6 protein-coding genes are annotated in these 14,078 nt (G+C 73.5%); all 6 read left to right on the top strand.

The genetic code is table 11. The features are described from left to right. Nucleotides 1-153: 153 nt before the first annotated feature. The 6 genes from HHX40_RS32825 (at nucleotide 154) to HHX40_RS32800 (ending at nucleotide 14,030) form a co-directional block, all read left to right on the top strand. Nucleotides 154-7,938: a type I polyketide synthase gene (locus tag HHX40_RS32825; RefSeq protein WP_182883688.1), complete on the top strand. Its 7,785-nt coding sequence runs from the start codon at nucleotides 154-156 to the stop codon at nucleotides 7,936-7,938. Further along, nucleotides 7,935-8,966, top strand: a complete 1,032-nt coding sequence (locus tag HHX40_RS32820; protein WP_208868257.1) for a 3-oxoacyl-ACP synthase III family protein — start codon at nucleotides 7,935-7,937, stop codon at nucleotides 8,964-8,966. The genes HHX40_RS32825 and HHX40_RS32820 overlap by 4 nt, the downstream gene beginning before the upstream one ends. A gap of 60 nt (nucleotides 8,967-9,026) precedes the next feature. Further along, entirely contained in the window at nucleotides 9,027-10,691 is a 1,665-nt protein-coding gene (locus HHX40_RS32815; protein ID WP_220499872.1) for a fatty acid CoA ligase family protein, read from the top strand. Next, the gene (locus HHX40_RS32810) at nucleotides 10,688-11,677 is read left to right on the top strand and encodes an NAD-dependent epimerase/dehydratase family protein (RefSeq protein WP_182883687.1); all 990 of its coding nucleotides are present in this window, start codon (nucleotides 10,688-10,690) and stop codon (nucleotides 11,675-11,677) included. Before HHX40_RS32815 ends, HHX40_RS32810 begins: the two co-directional genes overlap by 4 nt. Next, nucleotides 11,674-12,606, top strand: coding sequence for an alpha/beta fold hydrolase (locus HHX40_RS32805; protein ID WP_182883686.1), 933 nt, complete (start codon nucleotides 11,674-11,676; stop codon nucleotides 12,604-12,606). Before HHX40_RS32810 ends, HHX40_RS32805 begins: the two co-directional genes overlap by 4 nt. Nucleotides 12,607-12,800: 194 nt before the next feature. Continuing rightward, on the top strand, nucleotides 12,801-14,030 hold the full coding sequence (locus tag HHX40_RS32800) for a S8 family peptidase (RefSeq protein WP_182883685.1): 1,230 nt from the start codon (nucleotides 12,801-12,803) through the stop codon (nucleotides 14,028-14,030). Nucleotides 14,031-14,078: the final 48 nt, after the last annotated feature.

The raw sequence follows: 14,078 nt of genomic DNA, 5'->3' as shown, positions 1-14,078 counted from the left end.
GTACCTAGGCACATACCACCAGTTGTGGTGACATGGTGACGAATCCGCCTGGCCTGTGTCAGGTGCGCACGTCAGACACGGTGGACCCTGGCCGAGACAGCGAGCCGACCGGCGAAGTGCCGAGTCGTGGTGGACCTGAGCAGGAAGGGCGACATGAGCGCGGACGACCCGACAGCGGAACAGGCCTGGCCGGAGCACGCGGCGGCGGTGGTGGGCGTGGGATGCCGCCTGCCCGGTGGGATCGTGGACCTGGACGGGCTGTGGCAGGCGCTGCGGCAGGGCGCCGATCTGGTCGGCCGGATTCCGCCCAGCAGGTTCGAGGCCGATCGGTTCGTCGACGAGGTCACGCCAAGGCCGAACAGGAGTTACACCCGGGCCGGGGGCTTCCTCGACGGGGACGTCACCGCCTTCGACGCCGCCTACTTCGGCATCTCCCCCAAAGAGGCCGCCTCGATGGACCCGCAGCAGCGGCTGCTCCTGGAGATGGCGGTCGAGGCCCTGGACGACGCGGGCATCGACCCGGCGGTGCTCGCGGGCACGGACACCGGCGTGTTCGTCGGCATCTCCGATCCGGCCTACGGCACGATGCAGGCGCTGGAGCCGGGCGGCCTGGGCCCGTACTCGATGTCGGGGGGAACCCTGTCCATCGCGGCCAACCGGCTGTCGCACTTCTTCGACCTGCGCGGGCCGAGCATGAGCATCGACACCGCGTGCTCCTCGTCGCTGACGGCCGTGGAGCGTGCCTGGCGGTCACTCGCGGAGGGCTCCAGCCGGGTGGCGCTGGCCGGCGGGGTCAACCTGCTGCTCAGCCCGGGCCCCTTCATCGGTTTCAGTCAGGCGTCGATGCTGTCGCCGACCGGCCGGTGCCGGGCCTTCTCCGCCGACGCCGACGGGTTCGTACGCGCGGAGGGCGGCGGTGTGGTGGTGCTCAAGCGCCTGGCCGACGCGCTCGCCGACGGGGACCGGATCCACGGCGTCATCGTCGGCGCCGCCACCAACAACGACGGCCACACCAGAGGGCTGGCGCTGCCGAACGCCGACGCGCAGGAGACCCTGTTACGGCAGGTGTACGCCACAGCGGGCATCAGCCCCGACGAGATCGCGTACGTGGAGGCCCACGGCACCGGCACCCAGGCCGGTGATCCAGCCGAGTGTCAGGCACTGGGGCGGGCGCTGGGCAACCGGCGTACGCGCGGAGCCCTGCCCATCGGCTCGGTGAAGACCAACCTGGGGCACCTGGAACCCGCCTCCGGCATGCCGGGGCTGTTCAAGGCCCTGCTGGTGCTCCGGCACCGGGTGATCCCGCCCTCGCTGCACGCCGCCACGCTCAACCCCCGCATCGACTTCGACGCCCTGGGGCTGAGCGTCGCCACCGAGTCGCGGCCACTGGACGCGGCAGGCGAGCGGCCCGTGATCGGTGTCAACTCCTTCGGATTCGGGGGCGCCAACGCCCATGTGGCGCTGACCGCGCCACCCGCTCCCCTCAAAGCACCGGCCGCCCCCCTCAGAGCACCGGCCGCCGCCCGCGAGGCACCGGCACCCCCCACAGGAGCACTGCCCATCGTCGTGTCCGCGCGCAGCCGGCCGGCTCTGCGGGAAGCCGTGGAACGGACCGCCGCCCACCTGGCGTCACTCGACGAACGGGACTTCTACGACGTGGCCCACACCGCGACCCGGCGGCGTGGCGCCCACCGGCATCGCGCCGTGGTGCTGGCCGGTACAGCGGAGGCGGCGGCAGGGGCGCTGGCGAGCCTGGTGGACGCTTCGGAGCCGGACGCCCCCGCGAGCGCGTCCGGTGAATCCGGTGGGCCGGGTGCGGGCAGGCGGCTCGGCGCCGGGGACGCGGCGGTGGCGGAGTCGGAGGCGGTGGAGCACGGGCGGGTGGCGTTCGCGTTCTCCGGCAACGGTTCGCAGTGGGCCGGGATGGGCGCCGACCTGCTGTCCGACGACGGCTTCCGATCGGCCGTGGAGGCGGTCGACGCCGAACTGTCCGACGCGCTCGGCTGGTCGGTGATCGAGGAGCTGTCCCTGCCCGCCGAACGGTCCCGGCTCTCGGCCACGGAAGTGGCGCAGCCGTTGCTGTTCGCCGTCCAGGTCGGCCTGGTGGAGATGCTCAAGGCGGCGGGCGTACGGCCGGGAGTGGTGCTCGGCCACAGCGTCGGCGAGGTCGCCGCCGCCCACACCTCCGGCGCCCTGTCACTGGCCCAGGCGGCGCGGGTGATCTCCGAGCGCGGCGTCGCGCAGTCGATCACCAGGGGGCAGGGCCGGATGGCCGCGCTCGGGCTGCCCGAGACCGCGGCCAGGCAGATCCTGGCGGGCTACCCGGACCTGGAGCTCGCGGCGGTCAACTCCGACCGCGACGTCACGATCGCCGGACCGGACGGGTCGCTGAAGTCCCTGGGTGAGGACCTCTCCGCACGCAGGGTCTTCTTCCGCGAACTGGACCTGGACTACGCCTTCCACAGCGGTGCCATGGAGCCGGCGCGGCAGCCCCTGGCCGACGGACTCGCCGGGTTGCGGCCCGGCCTTGCGCGTGTCCCCCTGGTGTCCACGGTGACGGGCGACCTGGTCCGGGGGCCGGAACTCGACGCGACGTACTGGTGGCGGAACGTCCGGGAGCCGGTCCGGTTCGCCGCGGCGGTCGAGCGGGTGCTCGGCGACGGCTTCGACGTGCTGCTGGAGATCGGCCCGCATCCCGTGCTGCGCTCGTACCTGCGCCGGATAAGCGGCTCCGCGCGGGTACGCGCGGCCGTCGTGGCCACCCTGCGCCGCGACGAGCCGGGCCCGGCGCGGGTCCGCCGAGCGGTCGCGGACCTCGTCGCGGCCGGTGCGCGGCTCGACTGGGATCGGTACTTCCCCCGCCCCGGCGCGGTGCGATCGCTGCCGGCCTACCCCTGGCAGCGCGAACGGCACTGGATCGGCGGCCCGCACACCTGGGTGCGGACCGACGTCGACCCGACGATCCAGCATCCGCTGCTGGGACAGCGGCTGCCGGTGCTGGACCCGACCTGGCAGGGGGAGATCGACCGGGTACGGGTGCCCTGGGTGGCCGATCACCGGGCCGGCGGCGCCGCCGTGATGCCGGCCACCGGTTACGTGGAGATGGCCATCGCCGCCGCCCGGCTGGCCCTACCGGACACCGCCGAGGCGGTGGAGGTGGACAGGGTCGACATCAGCCGGGCCATGGTGGTGCCGTCGCAGGCCGCCGCCGATCCGGTGTACGCGCAGACGTCGCTCTGCGCCGAGACCGGAGTGGTGACCGTGGCAAGCGCCGGGCGGCAGGCCGAGCAGCCGCGCGAGCACTTCCGGGCCCGGGTGCGGCCGCTGCTGCGCCGGATCCCGCCGCCGCTGGACGTGGCCGCGCTGCGCGCCCGCATCCGCACGCGCGTGGACGTGCCCGGCTACTACGCGCGGGCCGCCGAAGGACAGATGGTGTGGGGGCCGGAGTTCCAGGTCCTGACCGAGCTGTGGATGGGCGAGCGGGAGGTGCTGGGCGCCTACTCGTGCCCGGAGCAGGGACAGGGGCGCTACCAGATGCATCCGGTGGTGCTGGACAGCGCGCTGCAGGCCGGCGTGCTGTGGCTGGTGGAGTCGCTGCGCTCGGGCCGCGGCTACATGCCCGCCGCGATCGGCTCCGTCCGCCTGTGGGGAAGGCCCTCGGCGCGAGGGCTGGTGTACGTGCGGGAACGCTCCAGCAGTGCCGAGGAGGTCTGCTGGGACCTGGTGGTCGCCGACGACGACGGCCGGATCGCCGCCGAGGTGGAGGGCTGCCGGCTCCGCCGGATGCCCGGCGTCCACATCACTCCGGTCACCCGGTACGAGACGGCGCTTCGGGCCGCGCCCCGGGCCGGCGCCCCCGCCGAGCCGTGGCCGGCACCCGGCCCCGGGGAGATCCTGTCCGGCGCGGCCGAGCGGATCGACCGGCTGCGCTCGGCGTGGCACGAGCTGGACTACCCGCGGTACGCGGCACGGCTCGAAGAGGTCTTCGCCCGTACGCTGGCCGGCGCGCTCGGCGAGCTGAGCACCCAGCCGAGCACCGAGCCGAGCGCGCGGCCGGCCGACGGGCGGCCGATCGGCGTCGAGGAACTGATCGAGGCGTGCCCGGAGGCGCACCACCGGCGGATGCTGCGTGCGGCCCTGCCGCTGCTGGAGCGGCACGGACTGCTGGAGCGCGAGGGCGGCCTCCGCCTGACGCCGGCGGGCGGGGACCCGCGCGAGCCGCACGGCGACCTCCCCCGGGGTCCCAGCCGGGACCCCAACCATGACCTCCACCGTGACCTGCACCGTGACCTGCACCGGAACCTGGTCCGGGATCTGCACCGGGACCTCCTCAGCCGGGGGGCCGCCTTCGCCGCCCAGAGCGCCCTGTCCGTACGGGCCGGGCGGTGCCTGCCCGAACTGCTCACGGGCCGGCTCACCGCCTCCGAGGTCCTAAGTTCCGGCGGCGGCCAGGAACTGCTGGAACAGTTCCACGACGTCGGGCCGGTCAACCTGTTCACCAACCGGATCGCCCGGGCACTGGTCGAGCAGATCGTCCGGCGCTGGCCGGCCGACCGGCCGCTGCGTGTCCTGGAAGCCGGTGCGGGGACCGGCGGCACCACCGCCATGTTGCTGCCCGTCCTGCCCGCCGACCGCACCCGCTACCTCGTCACCGACCGGGCCGAAGCGGCGTTGCCCCGGTTGCGGCAGCGCTTCGCCGGCTTCGACTTCGTCGACTACGCCGTACTCGACCTGGACGCCGACCCGGCCGGGCAGGGACCGGCCGCGGGCGGATTCGATCTCGTGGTCGCGGCGAACAGCCTGCACCTGGCCCGTGACCTGCCCGCCGCGCTGCACCACCTGTCCACCCTCCTGGTGCCCGGCGGCCAGTTGCTCATCACCGAACCGCACCGGGTGGGGACCCTGCTGCCGTTCCTCGGCGTGCAGGAGGAGTTCTGGGACTTCACCGACCGGCACCTGCGCCCGCACTCACCGCTGCTGTCCCGGGAGGAATGGCCGGAGGTGCTGGCGGAGGCCGGTTACACCGAGATCGTCCAGACCGGCGACGACGACGAACTCGCGGCCGGCGACTTCTCGGTGACGCTGGCCACCGCCAAGGGCGCCCCGGCCACCGCCGGAGACGCTCCGGCCACCGTGCCCGCCGTGCCGGACGCCTCCGGCACGTGGATCCTCGCCGGTGAGGACGGGACCGGCGCGCTGACCGCCGAGCTGGGGGCGCTGCTGCGGTCCCGTGGGGGCGACGTGCTCCACTCGCCGCTCAGTGACGACCCCGACCACTGGACCGACCACTTCCCGCTCACCGCCGGGACGGTCACCGTCGCGGTCGTCCTGGGCGGAGCCGACGACACCGAATCGGGCCCAGCCGACGGCACCGAGCCGAAGGCGGCGGTCGAGCGGATCACCCGGCGGGCCGCGGCGCTGCGGGCCGTCGCGCTGGCCTGCGAGCAACTGCCCGAGCACGTCGCGGTCACGGTGTGGCTGGTCGCCCGTCCCTGCGGCGCGTTGCCGGAACCTCACCTCACCGGCGTCCGGCTCCACCCCGAGGACGCGGCGACCTGGGGGACGACGCGTTCGCTGGGCAACGAGCAGCCGCGGCCGGCGATACGCCGGATCTGCCTGCATCCCACCGGTGACGCCGCGCAGGACGCCGGCCGCCTGGCGGCGGAACTGCTCGCCCCGGACGAGGAGGACGAGATTCTGCTCACCCGCCGGGGACGTTTCGTGCCGCGGCTGCTGGAGCCGGGCGAGCCCGGCCGGGGTGTGGCCAACGGCTCGGGCGACGCCTACCGGCTCAAGGTGTGCGATCCGGGGCTGTCGTACACGCTGGCCTGGGAGGAGATCCCTGTCCCGGAGCCCGAGCCCGACGAGCTCGTGGTCGAGGTGCGGGCGATCGGGCTGAACTACCGCGACGTGATGCACGCGGTGAACCTGCTGCCCGCCGAGGCCGTCGAAGCGGTCTTCGGCGGGCACGGACTGGGCCTGGAATGCGCCGGGATCGTCACCGCGGTCGGCGCCGCCGTCACCGGGACGCGGCCGGGCGACCGGGTCATGGCCGCGGGACCGGTCGGATTCGCCAGTCACGCGAGGGTCAAGGCGTGGGCGGCCGTCCCCCTTCCCGAGGGGATGACCTTCACCGAGGCCGCCACCATGCCGATGGCGTTCTCCACCGCGCATCATTCGCTGGGCTACTGCGCGCGGGTCAGGGCGGGCGAGACGATCCTGGTCCACGGCGGCGCCGGTGGGGTCGGCCTGGCCGCGCTGCAGTACGCCCGGCACCACGGCGCCCGCGTGATCGCGACCGCCGGCACGGCCGCCAAACGCGACCTGCTGCTCGCGATGGGAGCCGACCACGTCCTCGACTCGCGCAGCCTGCACTTCGCCGAGCAGGTCAGGGAACTGACCGGGGGCCAGGGCGTGGACATCGTGCTCAACTCGCTGGCCGGTGAGGCCATCACCCGGGGCGTCGAATGCCTGCGGCACGGCGGCCGGTTCGTCGAGCTCGGCAAACGGGACATCTACCAGAACAGGTCCCTGCTGCTGCGCCCGTTCTCCGACAACATCGCGTTCTACGGCGTGGACATCGGCACCCTGATGTGGAAGGCGCCCGAGCTGATGGCGGACAGCACGTCGCAGGCCGCTCCCCTCTACCACTCCCGGCGGTTCCGGCCGCTGCCGCACACGGTGTTCCCGGCCGCCCGCGTCGCCGACGCCTTCGCCATGATGCGCCATTCCCGGCATATCGGAAAAGTCGTGGTGTCCTTCGACCCGCGCGACGAACCGGTCACCGTACGGCCCCAGCGGACGGCGCCGCGCCTGGACCCGGAGGGAACCTACCTGGTCACGGGCGGCCTGGGCGGCTTCGGCGCGGCGACGGCCCGCCGCCTCGCCCAGTGGGGCGCCCGCCACCTGGCCCTGGTCGGCCGCCGGGGCGCCGAGGCGCCCGAGGCACCCGCTCTGCTGGCGGAACTGGAGGCGGCGGGGGCGGAGGTCCGCGCGTACGCGGCCGACGTGGCCGACCGCGACGCCGTACGCCGGATCCTGCGCGACCTGGACGCCGGCGGCCGTCCGCTGCGCGGCGTCGTCCACGCGGCCATGCATCTCGACGACGGCCTGCTCGCCGACCTCGGCGACGACCGGATCCGGGCGGTCCTGCACCCCAAGGTCGCCGGCGCGATGGTGCTGGACGAGCTGACCCGGGACCTCCCTCTGGACCTGTTCGTCATGTACTCCTCCCTCACCACCGTCGGCAACATCGGCCAGACCTCTTACGTCGCCGCGAACCTGTTCCTGGAGGCGCTGGCCCGGCGGCGCAACCGGGAGGGCCTGCCCGGCCTCACGGCCTGCCTGGGCGCGCTCGCGGAGACCGGGGTGCTGACCCGCGGCAGGCAGGGAGAGACGCTGGCCAAGGCCGGGATTCCGCCGATGTCGCCCGCCCGGGCGCTGGACGCCGTAGGGGACATGCTCGGCGAGCACGCCGACGTCGCCATGGTCGGCCGCTGCGACTGGGGCCGGTTGCGGCAGGTCCTGCCCGGCCTGCGGCGTCCGTGGCTGTCGCTGGTGCTGCCGCCCGGCACGGAGGAGCCGGGGCCCGACCTGCCGTCGCTGCTGGCGGAGATGAGCCACGAGCAGGGGTACGCGTACCTCACCGAGCAGATCACCCGGTTGCTGTCCACCGTCATGCTCGTCCCGGCCGACCAGATCGCGAGCGACCGGCGGCTGGACGAGTACGGCCTGGACTCCCTGATGGCCACCGAACTGCTGACCTCCATCCGCGCCCGGTTCGGCATCGACATCCCGCCCATGGAGCTGATGCGCGGCGGCGGCACCGTCGCCGACATCGCGCACAGCGTCCTCGTCCGCCTCGGCCCGCGCCGTGAAGAGCGGCCCGCCGGTGCGGGCCCCGTACCGGCGGGCCGGCCTGAAGCGAACGAGAGGTGAGGACCGCAGTGACCCAGTCGCACACCCGGTTGGCGGGGGTGGCCGCCCATCTGCCGGAGACCACGCTGAGCACGGCCGAGCTGGAAGACCGGCTCGCCGAGCGCAACCCCACCCTGGACCTGCCCCGGGGGCTGATCCACGAGCACAGCGGAGTACGGCGCCGGCACATCGCCCTCCCCCACGAGAAACCGTCCGACCTGGCGGCGCACGCCGCCCGCCGGGTCCTGGAGGACAACGACCTGCGGGCCGCCGACCTCGATCTGCTCATCTACGCGGGAGTGTCGTCCGACGCGGTGGAACCGGCCACGGGACACATCGTCGCCGCCAAGATCGGGGCCTGCTGCCCGGTGTTCGACGTGCGCAACGCCTGCAACAGCGTGCTGAACGCCATCCAGGTGGCCGACGCGCTGATCTCCGCCGGCCGTCATCGGCGGGTCCTCGTCTGCTGCGGAGAGCTGCCCACCGCCGGCACACCGTGGACGGTGGCGAGTGCCGAGGAGTACGTCACCGTCGCCGCGTCCTACACCGTCTCCGACGCCGGCGCCGCGCTGCTGCTGGAGGCCGGCTCCGAACCGGGGGTGCTCGCCCACCGGTTCTCCGCGTACTCCGCCGGGTGGGAGGCGGCGGTCTCCGCTGTGGACAACCTGACCACCGACCCGTGGGCGGGCCGGCCCACCATCGGGCCGCTCGTCGTCGACTCCGCCGGGTTGGTGCGCGGCATCGAGAACATCGACTACGCCGTCTTCCACAAACCCCTCGCCGATCTGGGGCTGACCTGGGACGACTTCGCGGCCGTCTGCGTACACCAGGCGACGCTGCCGACGCTGTGGTGGTTCTGCGACCAGGTGCGGATACCGCAGGGCAAGGTCGTCGTCACCATCGCCCAGCACGGCAACCTCGTCGCGGCGACGCTGCTCGTGCAACTGGCGCGGGTGGTCGGGTCGGGACGGGTCCGGCGCGGCGACCTGGTCGCCCTCGTCGGCCTGGCCAGCGGGGCCAGCGCCGGAATCGTCGTCGTACGGTGGTGATCCGGTGATCACACAAGCGACTCCCCCGAGCCGGAGCCACCGACATGCGGCGGTGATCCGGTGACGACCTGGGCGACCCGTTCGAGCGGCTCCGGCCCGGCCGAGCCGGTCAGCGAGCTGATCGTCCGCGCCGAGCACTGGTTCCGCGAGCAGCCCGACGTGATCGCCTGCCAGGTCGGCGGCCGCAGCCCGGCGGCCACCACCTACGGGGAGCTGTCACGGTCGGTGGACCACGCCGTCGCGGTCCTCTCCGGGGCCGGAATCCGCCCCGGCATGCGTACCGGCCTGCTGGTCCCGCCGGGCCCGGAACTGGGCGCGCTGGCCGTCGCCCTGGTACGGCTCCGCGCGGTGCCGGTGCTGGTCGATCCCGGGCTGCCGCTCGGCGCGATCAAGCGCTGTCTGCGCCAGGCGGCGCCCGAGGCCTTCGTCGCGATCCCCGCCGTACACCTGGCCAGGAGGCTGCTGGGCTGGGCCCCTGACGTCCGCGTGTCCGTCACGGTCCCCTCGCGGCGGGCCCACGGCTCGGCCTGGCCGTCCGGAGCGCCCGCACGCGGCCTTCGGCCCGGCGAGCCCTCCGCCGGGCCCGACGACCTGGCGCTGATCGCGTACACCTCCGGTTCCACCGGCCCGCCCAAGGGCGTGCCGCTGCGGCACCGGCACCTGGCCGCGCAGCTCACCCTGCTGGGCGCGCTGGGCACAGTGGAACCGGGAACGCCGGTGATGTCGACGTTCGCGCCGTTCGCCCTCGGAGCGGCGGCGTTCGGGGCCACCGTGGTGATCCCGGATATGGACCCGCGGCATCCGGTGCGGGCCGACCCGGCCGCCCTGGTCGCCGACATCCGGCGCTATCGCGTGGCGGGGATGTTCGCCGCCCCCGCGCTGCTGGACCGGCTGGCACGGCACTGCGCCGCCCATGGCCTGGTGCTGGACACGCTCGGCGACGTGGTGTCCGCCGGGGCGCCGCTGCCGATGCCGGTGATGGACCGCCTGCGCGGCTGCCTGCGCGACGACGCGCGGGTGCTGTCGGTGTACGGCGCCACCGAGTGCATGCCGGTGGCCGCGATCGAGAGCCGCCTGCTCGCCGAGCACGCCGCGGCCACCGCCGCCGGGGCGGGCACCTGCCTGGGCCCTCCGCTCCCGGGCACCGAGGTACGCGTCATCGCCCTCAGCGACGACCCGGTCGAACGGTGGAGTGCGGATCTGGTCGTGCCGCCCGGCGCCATCGGGGAGATCGCCGTGGCCGCCCCCACCGTCAGCGATCCCTACCTTGACGATCCGGAGGCGACCGCGCTGGCCCGGATCAGCGACGGCGACCGCGTCTGGCACCGCATGGGCGACGTCGGCCGGTTCGACGAGCAGGGAAGGCTCTGGTTCGCCGGACGCAAATCGGAACGGGTCCGCACCACCGGCGGCGACCTGCACACCGACCAGGTCGAACCCGTCTTCGCCGCCGTGCCCGGGGTCCGCCGCACCGCGCTGGTCGGCGTCGGTCCCGCCGGCGCGCAGCGCCCGGTCCTGGTCGTGGAGCGCGAGCCGGGATCCCGGGACGACGCACGCGTGACGGCCGACGTCCTGGAGGTGGCGGCCCGCCATCCGCACACCGCCGGGCTCCGCGACGTGCTGTTCCATCCCGGGTTCCCGGTCGACGCCCGGCACAACAGCAAGATCCGCCGGTCCGAGCTCGCCCGGTGGGCCGCGCGGCGCGTACGGCCGGGTCGGCCATGAGGGTCCTGGTGACCGGGGGCGGGGGCTTCCTTGGAGAGGCCGTCTGCCGGCGGCTGGCCGCCCGCGGTGACACCGTCCACGCCCTCCAGCGGCACCACAGCCCGGCGCTGGCGGCGCTCGGGATCGTCCAGCACCTGGCCGACGTGCGCGACCGCGCGGCGGTGGCGGCCGCCGTCGCCCCGTGCGAGGCGGTCGTGCACTGCGCCGCGAAGGCCGGCGTGCACGGACGGGACCGGGACTACGAGGAGGTCAACGTGTCGGGCACGCGGAACGTGCTGGACGCCTGCGCGCGCCACGGCGCCCGCCTGGTCCACACGTCCTCGCCGAGCGTCGTCCACGACGGGCGGGACCTGGAGGGCGTGGACGAGTCCGTGCCGTACGCCCGCCGTTTTCCCGCCGCCTACCCGCGGACCAAGGCCGAAGCCGAGCGGCTCGTCCTCGCCGACGCCGCGGCCGGGCGGGTGACGGCGGTCGCGTTGCGCCCGCATCTCATCTGGGGGCCGGGAGATCCGCACTTCCTGCCCAGGCTGGTGGCGGGACGCCGTCTGCTGTGCCTGCTGGGCGAGGCCGACAAGACCGTCGACACCGTCTACGTCGACAACGCCGCCGACGCCCACCTGCTCGCTCTCGACCGGTTGCGTCCGGGCTCACCCCCGGCCGGCCGGGCCTACTTCATCGCCCAGGGCGAGCCGTGCGGTTTCGGGGAATGGCTCAACCTGCTGCTGCGTGCCGCCGGGCTGCCTCCGGTGACCCGCCGGGCGCCCGTCGGACCCGTCCTGCGGGCGGCCCGGCTGCTGGAGCGGGCTCGCCGGCTGCCGGGAACGCGGCGCCTGCCACCGCTGCTGTTCCTGGTGGAGCAGGCCTCGACGGCGCACTGGTTCGACATCTCCGCGGCCCGCCGCGATCTCGGCTACCGGCCCCGGGTGAGCATGGCGGACGGACTGGCCCGGCTCACCGCCCACCTTTCCACGGAGAAGATCCGGTGACCGGATTCCCGGACTATCCGTTCGCCTCCCGGTGGTTCGCCCACCCGCGTCATGACGGCCTGCGCCAGCACTACCTGGACGAGGGGGCGGGGCAGCCGGTGCTGTTCCTGCACGGGAACCCTTCCTGGAGCTACCTGTGGCGGCGGCCGATCCTCGCGCTGCGTGCGGAGTTCCGCTGCGTCGCCCCCGACCACATCGGCATGGGCCTGTCGGACAAGCCGGACGCCGGCCGTTACCCCTACGACCTGGCCGCCCGCGTGGACGACCTGGACGCGCTGACCGAACACCTCATCACCGCCGGCGGCGCCCCGGAACACGGGTGGACCCTCGTCCTGCACGACTGGGGCGGGCCGATCGGCATGGCCTGGGCCTCCCGCCACCCGGACCGGATCGCCCGCCTGGTCCTGCTGAACACCGCGGCCTTTCCGAACCCGCACGGCGAACGCGTACGTCCCCTGCTGCGCCTGCCGTACCGGGTGCTGCGTGACACCCGGCTGGGCACCCGCCTGTTCCTGCATCACAACCTGTTCGCCCGCGGCGCCACCTGGCGTCCGCTGGGGGTCCGGCGCCGGATGCCCGCTCCGGTGCGCTCGGCGTTCCTGGCCCCCTACGACCGGCCCGAGCACCGTGTGGCCATCCAGCGCTTCGTCCAGGACATCCCGCTGCGCCCCGGCGACCCTTCCTGGCCGCTCCTGCGGGCCACCGGCGCGTCGCTGGCGCAGTTCGCCGACCGGCCCACGCTGATCGCCTGGGGAATGGACGACCCTGTCTTCGACCGCGCCGTACTGGACGAATGGCGGCGGCGTTTCCCCGCCGCCCGGATTCGCCGGTATCACGGCGCGGGCCACTATCTGCTGGAAGACGCCCACGCCGACCTCGTCCCCGCCATCCGCTCGTTCCTCCGCACCCCGCCGCGTACGGACGCCTGACACGAATGTCGTCGATCCCGTGACGGGCCCTCGGCCTTGCGCGGTGGTGAACTCTTGAACAATTCACGATCAGGCTGTTACCGTCACCAACCAACCCTAAAGGCTGGATTCAGGGCGATTTCGGACTTTCGAAATCGGGGCCCAGCCAGACCGCGGCGATGGGTGCCGCAGCCTCACTGTTCAAGGAGCAACACATGCAGCATGCCCTGCCCAAGCGACGCCTCGCGGCCACCGCCGCGGCGTTCGCCATGGCGGGTGCCGCCTTCCTTGGAGGCGTTACCGACTCGGCCGGAGCGGCTACCACCGACGAGCCGACGTCGACACCGGTCAACGTGGACATCCCCGACGGGATGCTCATGAGCTACGTCGTCAACGCCCGGATCGCCAACCCCGGCCAGACTCGTCTCGTCGAGCGCGCGGTCGAGGCCGCCGGAGGTGTCGTCGTCCAGTCCTGGCCCGAGATCGGTGTGGTCGTCGCCCACTCCGACCGCGCGGCCTTCCGCGTGAACGTCACCGCCAAGGGCGGCAACGCGGTCGCCTCGGTCGGCGCCACCCGCACGGCCGGGGTCTCCGAGGGGACGCCGACCGACGTGGCCCCGCCGTGGGGTCCCGGCGCCAACGGGTACAAGAAGGGTGCCAAGAAGCCGGACAACGGCGACATCCCGTCCGACCCGCAGCCCGGGGAGAGCCTCGACCCCAACGAGGGCGTCCAGTGGGACATGCAAATGATCAAGGCCCCGCAGGCACAGGCGATCTCTGACGGCAACCGCAACGTCCTCGTCGGGGTGCTCGACAGCGGCATCTCGCCGACCCACCCGGACCTCAAGGCCAACATCGACGTCGCGAACTCGGTCAACTGCACCGACGCCGGCCGCCCGGACCAGACGCCGCTGGCGTGGCGCCCGACGACGAGCGACCACGGTACGCACGTCGCCGGTACCATCGCCGCCGCCCGCAACGACATCGGCATCGTCGGTGTCGCGCCGAACGTGCGCATGGCCTCCGTCAAGGTCGTCAACAACGACGGCTTCATCTACCCGGAGTACGCCCTCTGCGGCTTCATGTGGGCGGGCCTGAAGCACATGGACGTGACGAACAACTCCTACTACGTCGACCCGTTCGAGTTCTGGTGTGACGACCAGCCCGACCAGGCCGCCGGCAAGGAGGCCGTCCGGCGTGCCGTGGAGTGGTCCACCAAGCAGGGCGTCGTCAACGTCGCCGCGGCGGGCAACTCCAACTACGACCTGGCCAACAAGACCGTGGACAACGGCAGCCCCAACGACGCGCCGCAGCCGACCGCGCGCACGATCAACAATGGCTGCAGCGACATCCCGGCCGAACTCGAGGGTCTGTCCAATCAACGGTGTAACTCGGTCTTGATTGGTTCTATCGGGCGGTTGGGGTCAGGCGGCCTTCGAAGGTGATGGCGAAGGCGTTGAGGGCGGCCTTCCATCGGGTCACCCAGCGTTTGC

It is taken from the genome of Microbispora sp. H10949 (assembly GCF_014161435.1).
Lineage (GTDB): Bacteria > Actinomycetota > Actinomycetes > Streptosporangiales > Streptosporangiaceae > Microbispora > Microbispora triticiradicis.
The sequence above is the reverse complement of the archived record's forward strand: the minus strand, read 5'-3'. Positions and strand labels throughout refer to the sequence as shown.